22 protein-coding genes, 1 pseudogene and 1 riboswitch are annotated in these 19276 nt (G+C 34.1%); of the genes and pseudogenes, 14 read left to right on the forward strand and 9 right to left on the reverse strand.

What is annotated here, in order from left to right:
- Positions 1–146 precede the first annotated feature (146 nt).
- The 5 genes from OK414_RS08330 (at position 147) to OK414_RS08350 (ending at position 2866) form a co-directional block, all read left to right on the forward strand.
- Positions 147–1034, forward strand: a complete 888-nt coding sequence (locus OK414_RS08330) for a LysR family transcriptional regulator (RefSeq protein ID WP_016766377.1) — start codon at positions 147–149, stop codon at positions 1032–1034.
- Between the two features lie 146 nt (positions 1035–1180).
- Positions 1181–1657, forward strand: coding sequence for a hypothetical protein (locus tag OK414_RS08335; protein ID WP_263045374.1), 477 nt, complete (start codon positions 1181–1183; stop codon positions 1655–1657).
- Between the two features lie 79 nt (positions 1658–1736).
- Positions 1737–2222 carry a hypothetical protein gene (locus tag OK414_RS08340; RefSeq protein ID WP_016766379.1) on the forward strand — a complete coding sequence of 162 codons (486 nt, stop codon included), beginning with the start codon at positions 1737–1739 and terminating at the stop codon, positions 2220–2222.
- A 34-nt stretch (positions 2223–2256) separates the two neighbouring features.
- On the forward strand, positions 2257–2382 hold the full coding sequence (locus OK414_RS08345) for a DUF5412 family protein (protein WP_252342945.1): 126 nt from the start codon (positions 2257–2259) through the stop codon (positions 2380–2382).
- Positions 2383–2569: 187 nt separating this feature from the next.
- On the forward strand, positions 2570–2866 hold the full coding sequence (locus OK414_RS08350) for a hypothetical protein (protein WP_263045373.1): 297 nt from the start codon (positions 2570–2572) through the stop codon (positions 2864–2866).
- A gap of 80 nt (positions 2867–2946) precedes the next feature.
- On the opposite strand, the gene OK414_RS08355 is transcribed toward OK414_RS08350, so the two are convergent.
- The 3 genes from OK414_RS08355 to OK414_RS08365 all read right to left on the reverse strand — a co-directional run bounded on the left by OK414_RS08355 (position 2947) and on the right by OK414_RS08365 (position 5442).
- Positions 2947–3093, reverse strand: coding sequence for a BH0509 family protein (locus tag OK414_RS08355; RefSeq protein WP_013056404.1), 147 nt, complete (start codon positions 3091–3093; stop codon positions 2947–2949).
- Between the two features lie 883 nt (positions 3094–3976).
- Complete coding sequence (locus tag OK414_RS08360; RefSeq protein ID WP_016766383.1) at positions 3977–4177, reverse strand: cold-shock protein; 201 nt, start codon at positions 4175–4177, stop codon at positions 3977–3979.
- A gap of 620 nt (positions 4178–4797) precedes the next feature.
- Positions 4798–5442, reverse strand: coding sequence for a hypothetical protein (locus OK414_RS08365; RefSeq protein WP_034653077.1), 645 nt, complete (start codon positions 5440–5442; stop codon positions 4798–4800).
- 455 nt (positions 5443–5897) lie between these two features.
- Here OK414_RS08365 and OK414_RS08370 point away from each other — a divergent pair, with 455 nt between their 5' ends.
- Entirely contained in the window at positions 5898–7493 is a 1596-nt protein-coding gene (locus OK414_RS08370) for an acetolactate synthase large subunit (RefSeq protein WP_216874765.1), read from the forward strand.
- A gap of 60 nt (positions 7494–7553) precedes the next feature.
- On the opposite strand, the gene OK414_RS08375 is transcribed toward OK414_RS08370, so the two are convergent.
- Together OK414_RS08375 and OK414_RS08380 are read right to left on the reverse strand one after the other, a co-directional pair.
- On the reverse strand, positions 7554–8114 hold the full coding sequence (locus tag OK414_RS08375; protein ID WP_263045372.1) for a hypothetical protein: 561 nt from the start codon (positions 8112–8114) through the stop codon (positions 7554–7556).
- 351 nt (positions 8115–8465) lie between these two features.
- On the reverse strand, positions 8466–9896 hold the full coding sequence (locus OK414_RS08380; RefSeq protein WP_034653073.1) for a PQQ-dependent sugar dehydrogenase: 1431 nt from the start codon (positions 9894–9896) through the stop codon (positions 8466–8468).
- Between the two features lie 214 nt (positions 9897–10110).
- Between OK414_RS08380 and OK414_RS08385 the strand changes: the two genes are divergently transcribed.
- The 3 genes and pseudogenes from OK414_RS08385 to OK414_RS08395 all read left to right on the forward strand — a co-directional run.
- A complete protein-coding gene (locus OK414_RS08385; RefSeq protein WP_034653071.1) occupies positions 10111–10485 on the forward strand; it encodes a cupredoxin domain-containing protein in 375 nt (124 codons plus the stop codon).
- Between the two features lie 252 nt (positions 10486–10737).
- Positions 10738–10929 (forward strand): hypothetical protein, encoded by a 192-nt coding sequence (locus OK414_RS08390; RefSeq protein WP_013082598.1) that lies wholly within the window; start codon positions 10738–10740, stop codon positions 10927–10929.
- Positions 10930–11051: 122 nt separating this feature from the next.
- Positions 11052–11225: pseudogene (locus tag OK414_RS08395) on the forward strand (DUF3243 family protein); the annotation flags it as partial.
- A 248-nt stretch (positions 11226–11473) separates the two neighbouring features.
- On the opposite strand, the gene OK414_RS08400 reads toward OK414_RS08395, so the two are convergent.
- Positions 11474–11644, reverse strand: coding sequence for a hypothetical protein (locus tag OK414_RS08400; RefSeq protein WP_013082601.1), 171 nt, complete (start codon positions 11642–11644; stop codon positions 11474–11476).
- 17 nt (positions 11645–11661) lie between these two features.
- The gene (locus OK414_RS08405) at positions 11662–11832 is read right to left on the reverse strand and encodes an H-type small acid-soluble spore protein (protein WP_263045989.1); all 171 of its coding nucleotides are present in this window, start codon (positions 11830–11832) and stop codon (positions 11662–11664) included.
- Positions 11833–12236: 404 nt separating this feature from the next.
- Between OK414_RS08405 and OK414_RS08410 the strand changes: the two genes are divergently transcribed.
- Positions 12237–12524, forward strand: coding sequence for a hypothetical protein (locus OK414_RS08410; RefSeq protein ID WP_216874767.1), 288 nt, complete (start codon positions 12237–12239; stop codon positions 12522–12524).
- 296 nt (positions 12525–12820) lie between these two features.
- Positions 12821–12999, forward strand: a riboswitch (Lysine riboswitch).
- A 127-nt stretch (positions 13000–13126) separates the two neighbouring features.
- On the forward strand, positions 13127–14014 hold the full coding sequence (gene dapA / locus OK414_RS08415; RefSeq protein ID WP_263045990.1) for a 4-hydroxy-tetrahydrodipicolinate synthase: 888 nt from the start codon (positions 13127–13129) through the stop codon (positions 14012–14014).
- A 261-nt stretch (positions 14015–14275) separates the two neighbouring features.
- Here dapA and OK414_RS08420 read toward each other — a convergent pair whose 3' ends face one another.
- Positions 14276–15121: a DMT family transporter gene (locus tag OK414_RS08420; RefSeq protein WP_074897199.1), complete on the reverse strand. Its 846-nt coding sequence runs from the start codon at positions 15119–15121 to the stop codon at positions 14276–14278.
- Positions 15122–15489: 368 nt separating this feature from the next.
- On the opposite strand from OK414_RS08420, the gene OK414_RS08425 reads away from it, so the two are divergent.
- A complete protein-coding gene (locus tag OK414_RS08425; protein ID WP_216874769.1) occupies positions 15490–15915 on the forward strand; it encodes a CBS domain-containing protein in 426 nt (141 codons plus the stop codon).
- Between the two features lie 189 nt (positions 15916–16104).
- On the opposite strand, the gene OK414_RS08430 is transcribed toward OK414_RS08425, so the two are convergent.
- Positions 16105–16755, reverse strand: coding sequence for a DUF421 domain-containing protein (locus OK414_RS08430; protein ID WP_095379977.1), 651 nt, complete (start codon positions 16753–16755; stop codon positions 16105–16107).
- Positions 16756–17254: 499 nt separating this feature from the next.
- Here OK414_RS08430 and OK414_RS29970 point away from each other — a divergent pair, with 499 nt between their 5' ends.
- Positions 17255–17437, forward strand: a complete 183-nt coding sequence (locus OK414_RS29970) for a GntR family transcriptional regulator (protein WP_404932074.1) — start codon at positions 17255–17257, stop codon at positions 17435–17437.
- Between the two features lie 190 nt (positions 17438–17627).
- On the forward strand, positions 17628–18854 hold the full coding sequence (locus OK414_RS08435; RefSeq protein WP_263045991.1) for a CynX/NimT family MFS transporter: 1227 nt from the start codon (positions 17628–17630) through the stop codon (positions 18852–18854).
- The last annotated feature ends 422 nt before the right edge of the window (positions 18855–19276 follow it).

Here is a 19276-nt window from a genome sequence, read left to right on the forward strand (position 1 = left end):
TTACGTAATTGCTACTAAATAATTGCAATAGCACTCGGATGTCATTATTTTATCTAGAGCTTGATATCTTGTAAAATAATGATAAATGATTATAGATATCACTATTATTAATACCTAAATCAATGTAAGTGGAAAGGAGGATGTTTATGGAAGTAGAAGATATACGCATATTTATGGCTGTAGCAGAATACGGCAGTGTAAGCCTTGCCGCTGATAAGCTAGGCTATGTCCAACCAAATGTAACAGCACGTATTCGGTCTCTTGAACGAAAAATTGGACACCCATTGTTTCATCGTCACAGACGAGGAATGACATTAAATGTAGAAGGTCGAAAACTTTTAACATATGGAGAACAAATGATGCGGCTGATGGATGAAATACAGAAAGCATTTCAAGATGAGCGTAACCTTGTTGGATCATTATGTATTGGATTAGTTGAAACGGTAGTAGGGTTTCCTGAAATCATTTCTTCCTATCATAATAAGCACAAAAATGTGGATATTTCTCTAGTGTCAGGAGTAAGTACACAATTAATAGAGAAAGTTCTTAAGTTTCAGTTAGACGGGGCATTTGTAGCAGAACCAGTAAATGTGTCAACGCTTGATCAAATTCCAGCTTTTGATGAAGAAATTGTACTTGTATGCAGTGCAAATGAAAAAGGGAAGAAGCAGATTCAGTCTGCCAAAGAGTTGCTGCACTTACCATTCATTTTATTTAATGAAGGCTGCCAATATAGAGAAAGACTACAGCAGTGGTTAAAAGACGAACAAATAGTATCACCAAAAATCATGGAATTTGCTACACTTGAAACGATTATGGGGACAGTAGTTTCTGGTCTTGGTGTGACACTTATAGCCCGATCATTAGCGGAAAGATATGAGCGGGAAGGGTTAGTACAACTCTTTTCAATACCTGAGCCTTACAGAAACCTCAGGATTGTGTATGTTCGTCGCTCCGACTCCTATCTAGGAGTAACTGAGGGTGAATTTATAAAGACAATCAGCGAAGTAAGAGAAGGGAAAAAGCAGAAATAAACAGACGGTTTTTTCATACAGAGCTTTTTTATTTACCCTATGTTTAATATGAATGCACCAAGTGTTAACTAGAAAGGTAAAAGTGAGTTTTTTAGCTCACTTTTTATATGGCATAAATCATAAATGCTTTTAAAGGAGCCAGCACAGTGAAAATAGAGGACCAAAAATTTGCAGAACGAGTGCTGAAAGACTTACTTATTGGCAGTCAAATAGACGGCCTGAAATTTGGGATTAATAGTTCTACAACTCTATTGTATTTTACTAATTATAATAGAAAAGATGATGGTGATTTTGTTTTAAACATCGAAACAAATTGGACTGTATATCCTGAAGCCTGTGATACATACCCATCATCAGAGGGTGAAGTGCCCTTTAATACAGAAGAGCAACATTTTAAGCATATTTGGGATATTAGGAGACAAAAAGTAGTAAACGTTCAGCTAGATACTGTATCGCCTCATCTTATCATTTCTCTAGAATCGGGGAGAGTTTTATTTGTGAATGGCTACGATCCTACCTACGAATGCTGGCAATTAGGAGACCCTTTTGGAGGAGTTGATTGGCTTTTAGTTGCAACTCCGGGCGGTGACATAGCTATTTGGTGTCTTAGTGAATTTGAATGAGCGTTATGTTAACTATTCTTGTATATAGTGTACAAAAAAATCACTTAGGAAAATGGTAAAACATATGGAGGAAACATGCATGAATACTATCTTAGAGAGCTTTTATGATTTAAAGGAAATAGTAAGTTCTTTTAATAATCTCCATGAGAAGTACAATTGGTTGTTGAGTGATTTAGATGGATCTTTTCCAGATAAGTATCTTCATTACTTTACTGACTACAGAATTTACAACAACAGAACGAACACTAGTACATACTGGATTACAGGTGAAAAGCTCACGGAGCTTGCTAATAAAGAGGATATCTATTTTATATGGGGAGTTTTCTCAGCCTTTGATAAGAAAGAAATTATAAATTTAGATGTGCTTAAAGAAGAGCCTTATGCTGATGGTAATCCGGATTTTTGGATTGAAGCACCAATAATTCAGCACCCTAAAGCAATTATAGAATTAGTTTTTTGGGACTCATCTTTAATTTTACTTCTGAGCAAGGACGAAGAAATATCTAGGTATTTTAGAAACAAGTTTGCAAAATGGAAAGACCTAGAGGAGTACAATAACGAGTAGTCTTATAACTTATATATACTATAAAAGAAAAAACATCTATCGGAACTATCCTCAGGAAACAGCCACGGTTAAATGGATAAATGACGAAACAGTTGAAATCAGTGACCATACATTAAACGTTAAACAAGGTACATTTAATGCTAATGATCGGAGTAACTAAATACTATTTTTAAACAATTAAGAGCTTTTGGTATTAATTATTTAAAAACGGGCTTAATAAACAAGCAAAGCTGAAGCATCAAGCTACACTTATTTACTGTTGCTAAAATCGTTTCCTAGCGTTCGTCTAGAAAACAGCAGAGTAGACATTATTTACATGTAAAAGAATAAACATTGGTAATTGGATTATGTATTCAAAAGGGGGGAGAACGGAAGAGGCAGCTGAATATGCTTTACATATTCAATGTTCTTGGCGTATTGCCAAAGGTAATAAAATTGAAGATATAAACGAACACACGATTGTAGAAAGAGTTGACTCGGACGAAGTAGGAGGGCTAAAGATTTTTTTACCTCAAGGTTATTTATTAGAGGTGTTTCCAGATACGTCAGAAGACGATGAATACAGCGAGTTCTCGAGACTTTTCAAACGGAAGGAAGACAGCTCTCACTTTGTTGTCACAGGAAATGGTCTTAAAAACGAGTAATCCTATAATTAAAGAAATGAAAAAAGCACAAACCCGTTGGAAACGAACGTTTTTGTGCTTTTTTCTTATTTTATAGTGAGTTACATATAATCATAAGCGGAATCATCAAAATAGAGCCAGTGATAATATTCAACCTGCGGATCTGTCATCTTCGAAACTTCTTCTTCATTGAATTTTTGATACTCAACTAATTTCTGCACTTTAGAATTTCTTTCCACTTGGCTCATTTTAAATCCTCCTTATAGTTTGAGAAGTAACAATGTATTTAAATGTAGAAAGCGTTTTCTTTTTCTTGTTTTTATTATATATCTCAATATGAGATTAAAACAATATCAATTATAGATGATTTTTCAAAAAACAATATAGAAATGGTATCATGGCGTCGGATAGGGACAACAAGGCTTCTGCAACCGAAATTAAATAATAGGTGACTCCCAATGGCAAGGCTAAAAATTTTTTGTTAGTATCGTTGCTTAATCCCTAAAAAACATTATGATAACTAGCTCTATAAATTAGAAATAAAGCTAACTGTGTTAAGCTAGCTTTATATTTTTTATGCTGTTTTCCAGAGCTGTAAATTTTCAACTATCGTTCACTTTGTTATAAAAACTCTTTAACATTTTCATCATGTTACGCCCTGAAGTTCTTGACATTTGATTATTATCTTCATCATCATGAGAACTCAGGTACCAACTTCCTTTGTTATCTTCATTTAATCTATATACCTTATTCGTTCTACTATCTGTATAAAAGTTTCCATCCTTCAGTCTCACACAATCCCCCCTCTACCAAGTGTCTATCCTGTATTATGCCCAAGATATCAATTTTATGAAAAAATTCATATACACAAAAACAGCAGATTTCTTAATACGCTTATTATTTTGTAAGTAATATACACAGGCGCAAAAAAGGATAAGAGCTATGAGTGAGAAAATATTTAGTGATGGAGAAATAGTAAATAGAAGAGTATGGAATGAATTAGTGACAATTTTAAAAAGTCATTATGTAAAAAAACACGAACTATAATTATTGATGAATAAGTGTTGATATAAAAATCTTTTTAAGTAAAAACAGACTCTGAAAATAGAGTCTGTTTTTTAGTATGGTTTCTTATGCTTTATTTACGTTTGTCGCTTGTGGTCCACGTTGTCCCTCTTCGATATCAAAAGTCACTTCTTGCCCTTCATCCAAGGATTTAAAGCCTTCACCTTGAATAGCTGAGAAGTGAACAAATACATCTTCTCCACCTTCGCGCTCAATAAATCCAAAACCTTTGTCAGCATTAAACCATTTCACTTTACCATGTTCCATTTTTTGTTGCCTCCTAAAATGTAGAAAATAAACCAGATTATCATTAAATCTAGCTTATTTATATATTATCCCAATGGAGACATCTTAAACTTAAATTAATTTGATCTTTTTAACTTTCTTTATCATCACTCATTCCATTAACATGTAACAAGTGTATGACTATAACATCATAGTGAGGTTCTCGTGCAAAAACTTCAAATAAACATGGAAATGATAGAAGTCGAGTATTAGCCACTGTTCACCCAATCATTCAGGGCATTGCATTCATAAATATGAACCTCAATTAGATACGAGAGCATAATGGGAGCTGTCTGTCCAAAAGAAAGGGAAGTTCACTCAAAAAATTTTTGAATAGTGGTGTAAAAATACATTCGATTAGATAGAAATCTATATACCTTTTTCATATAAATACAACCTTCGCACTAGAATCAATAAACTTGTTTCCAAATAAAAAATGACGCCGTTGGAGGCGCCATTTTTTATAGAATAGAGAAGGACACACCCTATGCACGGGCGGTACTCTTAACACATCGTCTTGATTTGATAATACCCAGCGTTTAAATTTACTAAACCTTTGGTTATGATGCTTTATGCAGAATATCTACGTTTACCTATTAAAATTATTTATTAAATTTCTTTGGAAACTGCTTCACAACTCCCGCAGATATAGTATCTGCCATTAAGATAATATGTGATACTCCTTCATCAATTGCAACGATTCTCGCCTCCCAATCTCTTTCTAAGCTTGCAGATAAATCATTTGTCACTAATTTTAGATGCATATACAGTAATTTTTTCAAATCTTCATTTTTTAAATAAGGGTTGGCCTGGCTAAGGAACGCTGCTATGTCATCAGCATTTCTATACCATTCTTGGTTTAATTGATTCACCAAGGCTTTCTTTCCCGTTTTAGCCGCATCTACAATCTTGCCAGCAATCACAATATGTTCCTTGAGCAAATCCGTAAGTTTATTCCCAGCTTTTTCTCCGTATATCGGCTTCACAGCATTCCCGATATCTTCTTGATTTTTTAATAACCTTGTCAACACTTGTTTTTGGTCTTCTGATCCTGCTGTTGTTGCACTTGTAATATAATTGCTTGTCCACAGTACATGATCCATCCAAAGTCTTCTGAATTCATTTTCAAACTTTACCTGAGATTGACTAACACGATGTTCTTGTGTTTCAGCACGAGCACTACTTGGTTCAACTAGCATGTTTAGCGAAAATAATAACATAAATCCCATCAATAATAATCTTTTCATAAAAAGCTCCCTCCAATTTAAACGAGTATGCGCCTTATTATTTGTATATGGGATTTTTTACATTCCTCAAAATGTTACATTCTAATAGTGATTTTTTATAGGGTATCTCCATACTTTCAATCAGCCAACATAGAGGAAGGGGGAGAGAGGATACCTTTTTGTAAGGTTAGAGCAGAAAAAATAAAGCTTTTTTTGTTCACTAACAAAGAAACAATCATTGAGGTCTAATTTCCTTCCAAGTTTTTTGACTCATTCAATTATTTATACATTCTCTAAAAAATGTCTTTAACATAAGAACCTAATGGCAACACTATAAACAATAGTTAGTGAATAGGATTTCTTTGCATAAATTTGGGGTTTTTTCCAGCTGAAACTCAAAAAATGAGATAAAGATTAATGAGCTATCCCTTTCACATAAGCTTGTCAGAATACTATCTAGAGAGAGGTCGAACAATATGAAAGTGACGGATACACTTGTTCAATGTTTAGAAAATGAGGGAGTTGAATATATTTTCGGAATACCCGGTAAAGAGACCTTGGACTTTATTGATTCCTTATCCAACTCTAAACAGATTCAATTCGTGAATGTGAGGCATGAGCAAGGAGCTGCTTTTATGGCAGATGTATACGGAAGGTTAACAAACAAAGTAGGGGTATGTTTATCAACATTAGGCCCTGGAGCTACTAATTTATTGACAGGTATATCTAGTGCAAAGCTAGACCATTCTCCTGTTGTTGCTTTAACAGGACAGGCTGCTTTGGGAAGGCAGCATAAAGATTCGCATCAGTATATGGACATTATCAAAATGGTGGAACCGGCAACGAAGTGGGGTGTTCAGATAAAAGATGCACAAACGATTCCTGAGATTATTCGAAAAGCATTTAAAATTGCACAAATGGAAAAGCCAGGACCCGTAGTAGTAGAATTGCCAGAAGACTTAGCAACTCAAATCGTTCCCATTAAACCTATTTCACTTACATCTATACCCGTAAGTATACCTATAATGGAGTCCATTCAGGCTGCCAATACTCTTATTGAGCAGTATGAGAGACCTTTTGTTATTATCGGTAACGGCGCTATTAGACAGGAAGCCGTGGATGAGCTTCAACGATTTATTGAACGCCTTCAATCACCGGTTACCCATAGTTATATGGCTAAAGGTGTACTGTCTAAAGATCATCCACAAAATTTCTTTACGTTTGGATTTAATGAAAAAGATGAAGTGCTCGCAGGCTTAAAGGAAGCTGATCTACTTATTGTAATTGGGTTTGATCTTGTCGAAAGGTTACCCAAAGAATGGAACACAGAAAAAACACCAATTTTACATATAGATACTTTACCGGCAGAAGTAGATGAATATTACCCTATAGAGGTCGAATTGGTTGGAGATATAAAGCAGACTTTACGAGTATTCAATCAGCTTGATATTCCTTCTAAACCATGGATTCCCTCTGGTAATCTCCAGAAACAAATTAAGCAATCTTATCACATTGAAGAGAAAAAGATAGATAGCGATTTGCTGCCTTTGACAATCGAGAATATCTTGCATATTATTGACAAGCTCTCTTCAGAGAAAACAATTGTGATTTCAGATGTGGGAGCTCATAAAGTATCTATAGCCCGAACTTATCAACCTAAAAACCCTAACAGGCTCATTATATCAAATGGTCTAGCTTCCATGGGTATTGCTCTACCAGGCTCAATTGGAGCTAAGTTAGCCTGCCCTAATGATCCAGCTATTTGTATTACTGGAGATGGAGGAGTTTTAATGAATTTTGCTGAAATAGAGACGGCAAAGCGCTTAGGGCTTTCATTCATCATTATTGTTTTAAACGACTCTACATTAAAAATAGAGCAGGAAATGATGAACAAAAAGTTTGGTAAGAGCTATGGAATAACTTTTACAAACCCAGATTTTGTTCAACTGGCAAAAAGCTTTGGAATTAAAGGCGAACAGGCAAATAGTTTAGTTGGATTTGAAAATATAATGAAAAGAGCCTTACAAAGTTTAGATGAGATTGTCCTAATTGACGTTCTTCTAAAAAGCTGATTGCGATTTCACCATTATTTTAACGAGTTATCTTTGTTAAGGGATTAATTTGTAGATTCACTAGGAAATAAATGTTTTTAATTTTTTGAAATAAGCTAAGCTGAGTTCAACCCAAATCCAACTATAAAGGAAAGTAAATACAAAAATTAAACCAGTAGTAGAAAGAGAAAAATTTTTAGAAATCACGGGACCTAGTACTGGGAATTTGAAACCGTACAATAGGGTAATAATCCCAACAGTTAATAGAGTGGTCCCACTTATAATAATGTACAATCTCTTTTTTAAAAAGTAAAAAGCGGCTCCTATGCCCATTCCCAATATTCCTGTTGTAAAAGGAAAAATAATAAGTTCACTTGGCTGGATAATCAGAAGAAGCAGATTTGTTAGTATATAGGTAATAAACCCTAGAGGGAGCGAAAGTATAAAACAAAAAAGAATGGGTGCAGTAGAGAATGGACTAATAAAAACTCCTATTCCTGGTAAGAAACCTCCTGCTGATTGAAAAAGGGCTGCTAAGCTGGCGAAAAGAGCGCCTGAGACAAGCTGCTTAGTTTTAGATAGTCTATTAAAAAAAAGCTGCGCAGATTTTACTTCACTTGAAAGAGACTTTAAAAAGTACATGAATTTCACCTCGGTTAACTGTTTTTACATTATAAGGGGTTAAAGAGAGATTTAGATCATTGCCTGATATATCAACTCTTACATGTAATATATAAAGAAATTAAGCGGGAGGACTAATAAGTCGCATTTACTTTTAAAGGAATAGGCCATATCCGTTAAGATAAATTTCTTTATCTTTCTAAAGGTATGTACTGTAGCCCATAAAATGAATCTTTTATGGGCTTTATTGATTAAAGGCTTTTTTATTTTCTAGAAAGTTCATTTGTTCATTCCTACAAAATAGCTGGTAAAAAAATTAAGCTATAATTTTTAGGAGAAAATCAATACCCACTCGAATTTTATAAATATAAATCATGGAACAATTTCAAAAACAGTACCTTGATTAAAGTCAGACACTTTCATAGAGCCATAAACTCCTAAATAAAGCTTGGTTTGATCCAGGTTCGTTCCCAAACTAACGTAGTAAGCTGATTGGGAACCAAAATTATAATCAACTTCCACAACACTAAAATCATTTAGCTTACAATCTGTACCTGCTCTGGTATAAGCTAAAACTCCTCTAATTGGGGATTGAGATTCTTTAACCTGTGCAATATCCGTAAACATAACGCTTCCTGTTAAGCTAGAGATTTTATTCCCCATATATGGCTGAACTCCTGTAAGGGAGGTCCCTCCAAATTTATTGGGGCGGGGATCTTTGTGAAAATAACTTGTTAAAGGCTGAATACGTCTCACTGAAGTTTTTACCGCTTCATTGTAATAAGCAATTATTTTCTCATCCAAGGCCGGATTTTCAGAACACCTTTTTATAAACGAAGTCGGAAAATCTCCTTCCCATCCCCGCCAGCCAAGGTTAATAAATCCTTCTTGGCTGGGTTTGGCTCTCATTAAAGAAGCTTGAACAAGTTGAGGAACAGGTATTGGCTTATAATGAACAAATGAAAAAATCGACTCTACTACGTCTTGTCCAACATTTCCCACATATTTGATGTACTGATTATAAAATTTTTGAAATGAAATACCCGTTATATTGCGAACACCCTTAGCAATGAGCGTAAGAGTTTCCTGAATAGGTGAGGGGAGTTCACTAAAACGTGTGACTACGGGTGGATTATGGATAAATGTATTCTTACCTACATCAATTTCAATTATTTTCCCGTAAATTTCTATATCATCCTGACTTAAGTTAAAGGGGTCATAGCCTGATCCACCATCTCCGGTTGTAAAGATAAGTTTTCCAGTTTCAGGTGAAAAGTTTAAGCTGTTGACACCATTATGATTAAAAAATGGTCTTCTTAAGTTAAGTAACGTCCGTCTTTTTTGAGGCTGAGCATTTGGTTGGAAAACCCATTCTTCCACTGTATCAATATGATCATATTTAGTTTCTCTATTTATCCACCTTAAGTTTGAAGTTTTAGGATCACACGGGTTAGGCCTATAATGTTCGGAAAGTGCACCTGGGCCTTGTGTTCCAGCTGCTGAGTAATGAAGATAAAACAGACCATTATAATAAAATTCTGGATGAAACGCTAGCCCTAGCAATCCTCGTTCATCATATCCTCCGCGGGAAACACCTGGTTCAGACGTACCTAATTTTATGATTCGTGAGCGAATATCTAAAAAAGTCTGTATAGCTTCGTCTCTTATGTAAAAGATCTCTCCTACTTGGGTTGCAATAAATAAACTTTCAAATGAGTCACCAGGAAGTATAGCTGTTTTCAACACAGTAGGTAAATTTATTTTACTAACAATAGGCCGTAAACTAACCTTAGCTTTTATCAACTAACTTGACACTCCTTTTTAATGGTTTCTTTTATAAGAATATGATTGTAACTGTTCTATTAGTATCAATACTATTTTATAAAGTTAGGCAATTTAATGGAATTTGTGCTTTCTATAAATAGAAATAAAGGAAAAATAATGATTAATTCAAAAAAATAGTGATATTATTTTATGAATTGGAAAAGAATATGGCTTATAAAAGGAGTGAATGCAAATGTCTGTGAAAAACTGGTTAATGGGATTAGTCGTTTTGTTTACGATGGTTATCAGTGTGATGACTTCAGGATTACTCGGTGTTTTGGCTGAATCCGACGCGGTAAGACAGAAAGCCATGGAGGTTCAGTTGAACGATGATTTCTTTAATCCAGAAACCATCACTATCCCGAGTGGAAAAACGACAACATTGATATTAAAAAATGAAGGTCAGAAAGAGCATACCTTCACAGTAGAAAAGCTCGGAATTGACGCTGAAGTCCAGCCTGGAAAAGAAAAAACCATTACCGTAAAACCACAAAATCCTGGTACATATGAACTGATATGTAGGTATCATTTTAATAGTGGAATGGTGGGGAAAGTAATAGTCAAATAACAAGCAGGGCCAATCGGTCTCTGCTTTTTGAATTGAATATAACATACTTTCTTAATTAACATAATAGATTTTAAAGGTATAAATAAATCGTTCACAATTTCAAAAAAGTAATAAATATTTATTTCAAATATATACTAAATGAAGAAAAAGCACAGGAAAGTATAGAATAAAAACAGCATTTATATCCAGGTTATTAAAAAATGTATCCTTAATGAGCAATGAGCATTGTTTAATTAAAAGGAGGAATTTTATATGGTCGATAATCAATCAAATAATTTAGAACAGGTATCAGAGAACAATACAGATGAAACCAAATTAGGTGATCTTGAGAAAGAGTTTGTAACAAAGCCTGCTAAGTCGTCTTCTGATCCTTATCCGCATAAATATTATACTGGAGACATTTCTATGGTTTCTAATGCTGTGCCACGAAACGATAAAGAATAAAAGTTTCTCTTATATATTAATATATAAGAGAAACTTTAGACCATTTAAGCTTAAGCTCTGTATTTTTTCAGAACCAAAATACATCTCATAAAAAACAGTTATGTTTCATTTGTTATTTTAAAGGGTTAAATGATAATCAATTAGCTCTAGCAGCTAAAAAAATAGCTGACTATCTCGCAGCACATGAGGAACCACAAAATGAAGAGCAATACTTGTTACATGAGTTATGGAAAGTTGGAAACGAGGAAGAACAACATCATCTTGCTCATATGCTTGTTAAATTAGTCAAAGAATAATCTAAATCAATTATAGATTGCTTTTTGCCATTATTTATTAAGGGGTCAAGCGTATTCAATCAACGTAGCAAAGAGCCACTTGCGTAAAACAAGTGGCTCTTTATAATGGTTAGGTGTCAGGTAATATCGTTGCAAAAGTAAGAATAAGCCGAAATCGAAATATGTTATCTGAAAACTCTTCTATTGTCAACTTAATAAAAATGCATAACTACAGAAAAGAAATAAGGGTCGGTTATTTTCTTCTCTTTTTATTCATTTTCTTTAGAATCTTCTTGATAATGCTCATTTAAGTATGGGTTCTCTGTCGTAGCAAAATTAACAGATTGAAGGCTAGTTTCAGGATCCATTCCATAATAGCCTTTTAGTTCCGCATTTTCTAGCTCGCCACTTCTAAGTTTTGGTTCTTTTTTCTCTTTCATGCTGCACCTCTTTTTTCTTATAAATCAAGGACTGGAACCATACGGTCTTCATCATGTGTTCCTCTCGCATGAACGGTAGCTATACTTGATGTTTCATCTACACTTTTAATCCAAATAGGAACTCCGTGGTAATGAACATCAATTTCCTTGGGGGAAGAAAGAATTTGTTTAGCTCGATTTATTTCCATGTTATCACCTCATTTTTTAGTATGTCCTTGTGATGCATCAATTAAAAGATAAAGCTATATTTCCTCACCAATAACTTGACTACATTCTATAACTCACTTCGTCAAAAATTAATCTATTCCTTAACCTTACAAAAATCGAACATCAATGGGTTTGCTTAACCTCATTTTATTCTTTAATTCGAATACGTATAAATATGAAAAATGAGCACATACTGTACCTAATCAGATTCCTCCTTTTGCTGACGAATCGTTTCTCCTTTAATATGTTAAGTTTACAAAAAACATCTGTCTTCACAGGTGTTTTTTATTTTGAGAAAATATATTATTTGTATACAAACTAAGTTTTATTTTACTTCTAGTAGGGGAATAAAATAGTAAATTAAATCGGAGAGGATGAGGGATTTATGTTAGAGATGGAGGTAAAGAACCTTCAAAGGTCAGAAACTAAATTTAGAAAGGCTGAATCAGAATACTTAAATAAGGCAATCGAAGAATATTTCGTTCGTCGTACATACCATAATGCACCAGTAGTTGATGCACTTCGATATGTACTAACGATTGATAATAAAAGGGAACGTTTAGAAAGTGCCGTTGAACTTTTTGGAGATAATATCAAAGAAGTAAATAACCAAGATATTATAAACTATTTAAATCAATGTAGATGTTATAAGGAAATAAGAGATACAGTCTAAATTTGATGCTATCTTATGAAAAAATTTATAGTTCATAAATAACCAAAAGAGGATTGGAGATATGAACTATAAACAAAAGGATTATTATATTAGCGCAAAAGAAAATGAATATTATAAAGTACTAAATGTAGTCGATTGGATTTGAGTCAATAATCCGGAGGCATTCTCTCAAAAATAAGGGTAAGGACTTAATTACATGGTGTCCATAAAATTATACTTAAATGATTCTTGCGTGAAAGGAAATTTACTGTTATATTAAATTCAATTAAATATTTTCTTATTTCAATATTTTTTGAAGTGAGGATAGAGGTGCAAAGATCATAAGTATACAATTTGAGGAGAATGAGATCCAATGACAATTGTGGAAAGGGGTATTTGCCGAAGCTGAAAGAATCTCATGTTCTTGAAGCTGGTTCTGCTGTTGAATAAATACAGAACTGTCATATGGGAAACTGTATGGAGGGCTATCTTACGCACGGAAACTATTTTTGATAAATATTGTTTCTACTGCAGCAACGAATCCCTCGTTGCTGCTTTTTTGCGTTTCTTATGAATGGCTCTGACCCCTCTAATTTTAAAAATTTTATAAAGGGTGTGTAGTTATGAATTTTGGCCAAGTATTAACAGCAATGGTTACCCCGTTTGATCAGAATGGCGAAATTGACTTTAACGCGACGAAAACGTTGGTTGAGCATTTAATTACAAATGGCACAGACGGCTTAGTTGTAGCTGGTACAACTGGAGAGTCTCCAACATTAACCACAGAAGAAAAAATTGAATTATTCAAATGTGTTGTAGAAGCTGCTGCTGGAAGAGTCCACGTCATCGCTGGAACTGGCTCAAACAACACGCAAGCTTCGATGAGCTTAACGAAACTTGCAGAGGAAACAGGAGTCGATGGTATTATGCTCGTTGCTCCATACTATAATAAGCCGTCTCAAGAAGGCTTGTACCAGCATTTTAAAACGATTGCCGAATCAACCTCTCTACCAGTTATGCTTTATAATATCCCAGGGCGAAGCATAGTTAACATTTCTGTTGAAACAGTTGTTCGTCTATCAGAGATCCCTAATGTTGTGTCAATTAAGGAAGCAAGTGGCAACTTGGATGCCATGGCAGAGATTATTAGCAAAACACCTAGCGACTTTACACTATACAGCGGCGATGATGGGTTAACAATACCAGTATTAGCAATTGGCGGGGCAGGAGTTATTTCAGTTGCTTCCCACATCATTGGCAATGATATGCAAGAAATGATTAATGCCTTCAAAAATGGCGATGTCCAAAAAGCTGCTGCTACACATCGCAATCTGCTTCCAATTATGAGAGCATTATTTATTGAGCCAAGTCCTTCACCAGTAAAAGCTGCATTAAATCTAAATGGAATACAAGTTGGCGGTGTTCGTTTGCCAATGGTTCCTTTAAGCAATAAAGAGCAAAGTGCACTAGAAAAAGTTCTGCAAGCTAGCGGCATTAACGCTACCTGTTGAAATAAATAAAAACAGGTTAGGAGAGAGAGCATAGCTAAAACGACCGATTCAATCGATACATTAAGGCAAGATTGGTACCCAAAGCTCAAGATGGATGAATCATCATTTAGCTAACTTCTAAAAATAGAAAAACTCCCTTAACGCATTGGGGGAGTTTTTCTGTTTTTTTATGTATGTATACTATATACATCTTCAGTTGCCATCCAGAGGGAGACCTATTTCACTATATGTTCATTCTTCTGTCGGTATTGGTGCAAGAACTTATATCTTAGTCAACACGATTCCGCATAGAGTAAGAATAATTCCTATTAATTGATATTTTTTAAGTCTCTCTTTAAAGATAATTAAGCTCCCGATTAAAACAACAATACAATTTAAACTAATGATTGGATAAACCACACTGGATGGACCTTCCTTTAGGGCGAATAAATAACAGCTGTAACCAATCGTACTTAATATACCAACTAGTATACCTATCTTTATTTCAATTTTATGTGCAGTTAATTTTTTAAATTCTTTCCGAGCTAATAAACTTAAATAGACAGCTCCTCCGCCATACATTGAAACAAGCATTTCACCCATACTAAAGTGCTGATACGTGCTGAATTTCATAATAACACCAACTGTGCCGATAGATAGAAGAGCTAAACAGCAGCTCAAAATCCATAATTTATACTCTATGTGTGCCGTTTTGTTTGGTTGATACTGAATAATACAAGCTGCCAATATAATAATGACGATACCAATCCAATTTGTTAAAGGAATGGATTGAGGAAATAATAAGGATGTAGCTATAACAACAATGACTGTATTCATCGCAATAATGGTAGATGTAATACTCGCAGGTCCTTTCTCAAAGGCTTTCGACATTTGGATATTTCCATTGGCATTTAAGATACCGATTAGTGCCCCCGTTAAAATAGGTAAAATGTGAAATTCAAAACTTCCTTTAATAAGAGTAAATAATAAGAGGATAAAAAAAGAAATCCAATAAAAGAAAAGTTGAATACACACTTTAGATAAATGTTGAAGAGCACCCCATTTAAATAAAGTATTGTTTACTCCGAAGCATACAGCTGTCCCTAAAGCAGATATAAACCATAACATAGTGTGTAATTCCTTTCTAGTAGTTTTTATACTACTAAATTATACAATTTATATAATAGTTTTAATATTTCAATTTAATGAAAAATAGTTTCGAATAACTCTTTTGTAAAAGTATAAAGATGAGAAGAAGAAAAGTATAAATTTATTACGAACCAAAGGGCTGTGCTCTTTTATTAAAACCTCGTTCCCTATCATTCTTACACCTTTTTACTGTCCAATAAAATGCGATGAATTTTTCAAATCCATTCACCATTTTCTTCTTATTAAAACCTAAAGCTTTGTATCCTAAAACTCAAATGGACGTTTTAGAAGATGAGGTGCGGGAATCAAGTGAAGTAAGACAATGATTAAATAAAGGAGGAGTTGCTATGAATATAACAGAAGTGATGACTTCTAATATTGAGACAGGTAACCTTAAAAGTTCATGTGGTGAGATAGCTAATATGATGAAGAATGTAGATGTAGGAGTTATTCCAATTTGTGAAGATGATAAGCTAATAGGCCTAATAACGGATCGTGATTTAGTCGTCAAGGGATTAGCTAATAATTTTAATACGAATACACAAATATCTGAAATGATCAATACTGATGTCATTACCGGTACAAAATACATGTCTGTAGAGCAGGCTTCAGATCTCATGTCTCAGCATCAAATACGCAGACTTCCTATTGTAGAAAACGGAAAACTCATTGGGATGGTTTCTTTGGGAGATTTAGCGGTAAGTAATACTTCAAATAAAGAAACAGGAAAAGTTCTTGAGAATATTTCAGCTCCTGCTGAGCTTAATAAATAAAAAAAGCCCTTTTTGTACTTCATCTTATAGATAGGAGCAAGCTAATAAAAATTAGCTTGCTCTTAGTTTATACATAACAACACATGGCTATTACAGCTTTTAAAGATCTTGTATTCAATAGCTCCAGCAGTTTATGGCTTTCTATAGAATTAGCCAAGTTTAAACCCATTTTCGTCCTAGATTTTTTTATCATTCATTTTTTATATCCACAAAAAGTTGCCCGTTTAAAAAACTACAATATAAAATACGTTTCACGTCTTTGTATCCTCTTTGTTTCAATTCGTTGAAAAGCCAAGAAGAATTTTTATTTATTAGATTTAAATGCTTTTCTTGAATGATCCCATCAATAACAAGGGGAAGTAAAAATACAGATCCTGATTTATCTTTGCTTTCTGATTTTTTAAATGCAGATAATGTACCCGAAGGCTCTAATATCGCATAATCCACCTCACGGATATCTCCTATATTTTTATCCCGAAGCTGTAAAAGCAAGTCGTCCAAATTATAACGTGATTTCCTCATTTGCTTTTCATCAATCTTTCCTTGCCTTATTACAATAATAGGTTGCCCATCTAGTACTCTGCGTAATTTTTGACTTTTTAATTGGATATATGTAAGACCTATTTGGATAACTGTTAATATAAGAATAGGTACAAGTTGATAAAGTAAAGAACCTCCCGTATCCTCAATTGCAACAACTCCAAGTTCACTTATCATAAGCACAACAACAAGGTCAATGACATTTAGCTGATTTATGCCTCGTTGGCCGAGAAAACGAAAAATAATAATAATAACAACATATAATAATATTGTACGCCAGCTTACTTCGATGATTTCCACTTTACGTTCTCCTTTCATTAGAATCTTTTTCTCTCTTGGAACAGGGATGAATGTAATATATAGATTTATACACTTAGCTGATTCTCTAGGATGATTATTTCTTTATGTTAGAAATTAAATGAATAACGTACAAAGTGTTTAAAGTGTTATTCATGGCACTAGATTTTTAACAGAAGCATTATATAAACAATTAACTGGGGAGAATCTTCATTATGTTAACTTTGTTTTGTATATCATATGCATTAAAAAAGATGCCGTTTAGGCATCTTGAATAGTTTGCTCAAAGTATTAGTATTTATACGTTTAGCTGTCTAATACCGCAGCCATATTTATACTCTCGTATATATGTGCTAAAATAACCAATGAACCAATCCCTCTAAAAATTAGAGGGATGTACAGTTGATATATTAAAGGCAAATCGTATGTCACTTGTAGAAGAAGTTGTTTTCCAAATCGAATCCTTAAATGAATCTAGAGTATATGGGAAAATGGAAGACAGATCCTTTCTGAAACGAATTTAATGCAACAATTTGAAGTGAGCCGAAATGCATTGAGAGAGGCTATACAATCTGTCGTACATACTGACCGACTACAAGCAAAGCAGGGAAAAGCTTATGAAAAAGCTGACATCCAGCTGCATAAAACAATGTTAGAAGCATCACATAAATCATATGTTAATTGATTTATATAACCATAGGATAGATTTTTTACATACATTTGGTCATCAAATAGTTGAGGTAAATTCTTATACCGATTTTAATTGAACCTACTTTGTAAACTTGTGGATGCTATCATGGCAATCTGCACAGTAAATGAATATATTACTTAATTTTAGAAACTTTAAGATTATATACGGAGGGTCTATAACTACCATGGGTATCCCACACACACCAAATCAACTAGAACAGCCAAAACTAAATATAAATCCTAAAATAGGATTACTGATTATAGGCATTATCCTAATTGGAGCTAATCTCAGAGCCCCTTTAACATCTGTGGGCCCACTGGTAACTTCTATTCGTAACAGTTTAGGAATATCTAATACTTTAGCAGGAACAATAACTACAGTGCCTTTACTAGCTTTTGCATTCCTATCTCCTTTTGCTCCCAAGTTAGCTCGGCGTTTTGGCATGGAGTTTACGCTATTTATTTCTTTAATCTTATTAACAATCGGAATTGGAATACGTTCTTTTGGTGGAGTAGAAACATTATTTGTAGGAACGATTTTAATTGGTTTATCTATTGCTATTGGAAATGTATTGTTACCTAGTCTAATTAAACATAACTTTGCACAAAAGATAGGCATGATGACAGGAATTTATGCAGTTTCTATGAATTTATGCGGCGCTATTGGGTCTGGTATAAGTATTCCCATTTCTTCAGTATCAGGTTTAGGATGGACCGGAGCCCTTGGATGTTGGGGGATTTTATCTCTTCTTACCATTTTCATTTGGCTACCCCAATTGCGAAATCGACATAAGTCTACAAAGTCTCAACAAACAGTGCAAAAGGTGGAATCTATTAACTTATGGCGTTCTAGATTAGCATGGAATGTCACATTATTTATGGGATTTCAATCCTTTATCTTCTATACAGTTATTACATGGATGCCGGAAATTCTTGAACAAAAAGGATTGAATACTCAGGACGCTGGCTGGATGTTATCGTTAATGCAGCTTGCTGTACTTCCTATTACGTTCCTCGTTCCTATTTTAGCCGGCCGTTTGCAAGATCAGCGTTTATTAGTAGTCATTCCAGCTGTTTTGCTTATTGGAGGATTATTCGGTATCTTGCACGGAAATACACTCCTTATCCCATTGTGGATTATTATGGTTGGAATTGGAGTCGGGTTTGTATTTAGTTTGGCAATGATGTTCTTTAGCTTACGCACACAAAGTACTAACGAGGCAGCAGAATTATCCGGTATGGCTCAATCATTCGGTTATCTTTTATCTGCTGTAGGGCCTGTGCTATTTGGAGGACTACACGACATTACACACAGCTGGACTATCCCTTTATTGATGCTAGTTTTAGTTTCAATCTTTATTTTTATCACCGGTATGGGAGCAGGGAAGAATGAATATGTGACTTCTAAATAATAAAGAGGTATAAAAGCCCTTTAGAACTGAGGTTTTAAAGGGCTTTTATACTTGGTATTATTTGACGGCTTCTTTTTCTACCAATCATCCGCAAAGTTATTTTATGATTTCCTACAGGAATTTTTCACTAGATTAGATGATTTTAAGAACTGATTTATACTCAAGAAAAAGCACGTGATTAGCAGAGAAAAGTGATATATTACATTTTTTGTTACCTGGATCCCTTTTTGGGGAATATGAACAAAAAAAATCCCTTGAAAACAAGGGATTTAAGAAAGGCTACGATTATGAATAAGTAAAGTAAGAAATAAGCAAACAGCCGCAGCCAAGTCCTTTCTTAAGAAAGCTTTGGCTTTTTTGCACGTTTCCAAAGTTTAATTCTCTTTTACAAACAATTGTCCTTGCTCTAAAAATATATAGAT

It is taken from the genome of Priestia sp. JV24, assembly GCF_025910025.1.
Classification (GTDB): Bacteria; Bacillota; Bacilli; order Bacillales; family Bacillaceae_H; genus Priestia; species Priestia megaterium.

Bases quoted from the DNA above. Each gene is read 5' to 3' on its own strand.
- OK414_RS08330 (WP_016766377.1), top strand. From the start codon at position 147: ATGGAAGTAGAAGATATACGCATATTTATGGCTGTAGCAGAATACGGC.
- OK414_RS08340 (WP_016766379.1), top strand. From the start codon at position 1,737: ATGAATACTATCTTAGAGAGCTTTTATGATTTAAAGGAAATAGTAAGT.
- OK414_RS08350 (WP_263045373.1), top strand. From the start codon at position 2,570: ATGTATTCAAAAGGGGGGAGAACGGAAGAGGCAGCTGAATATGCTTTA.
- OK414_RS08355 (WP_013056404.1), bottom strand. From the start codon at position 3,093: ATGAGCCAAGTGGAAAGAAATTCTAAAGTGCAGAAATTAGTTGAGTAT.
- OK414_RS08360 (WP_016766383.1), bottom strand. From the start codon at position 4,177: ATGGAACATGGTAAAGTGAAATGGTTTAATGCTGACAAAGGTTTTGGA.
- OK414_RS08365 (WP_034653077.1), bottom strand. From the start codon at position 5,442: ATGAAAAGATTATTATTGATGGGATTTATGTTATTATTTTCGCTAAAC.
- OK414_RS08370 (WP_216874765.1), top strand. From the start codon at position 5,898: ATGAAAGTGACGGATACACTTGTTCAATGTTTAGAAAATGAGGGAGTT.
- OK414_RS08375 (WP_263045372.1), bottom strand. From the start codon at position 8,114: ATGTACTTTTTAAAGTCTCTTTCAAGTGAAGTAAAATCTGCGCAGCTT.
- OK414_RS08385 (WP_034653071.1), top strand. From the start codon at position 10,111: ATGTCTGTGAAAAACTGGTTAATGGGATTAGTCGTTTTGTTTACGATG.
- OK414_RS08390 (WP_013082598.1), top strand. From the start codon at position 10,738: ATGGTCGATAATCAATCAAATAATTTAGAACAGGTATCAGAGAACAAT.
- OK414_RS08400 (WP_013082601.1), bottom strand. From the start codon at position 11,644: ATGAAAGAGAAAAAAGAACCAAAACTTAGAAGTGGCGAGCTAGAAAAT.
- OK414_RS08405 (WP_263045989.1), bottom strand. From the start codon at position 11,832: ATGGAAATAAATCGAGCTAAACAAATTCTTTCTTCCCCCAAGGAAATT.
- OK414_RS08410 (WP_216874767.1), top strand. From the start codon at position 12,237: ATGTTAGAGATGGAGGTAAAGAACCTTCAAAGGTCAGAAACTAAATTT.
- dapA (WP_263045990.1), top strand. From the start codon at position 13,127: ATGAATTTTGGCCAAGTATTAACAGCAATGGTTACCCCGTTTGATCAG.
- OK414_RS08420 (WP_074897199.1), bottom strand. From the start codon at position 15,121: ATGTTATGGTTTATATCTGCTTTAGGGACAGCTGTATGCTTCGGAGTA.
- OK414_RS08425 (WP_216874769.1), top strand. From the start codon at position 15,490: ATGAATATAACAGAAGTGATGACTTCTAATATTGAGACAGGTAACCTT.
- OK414_RS08435 (WP_263045991.1), top strand. From the start codon at position 17,628: ATGGGTATCCCACACACACCAAATCAACTAGAACAGCCAAAACTAAAT.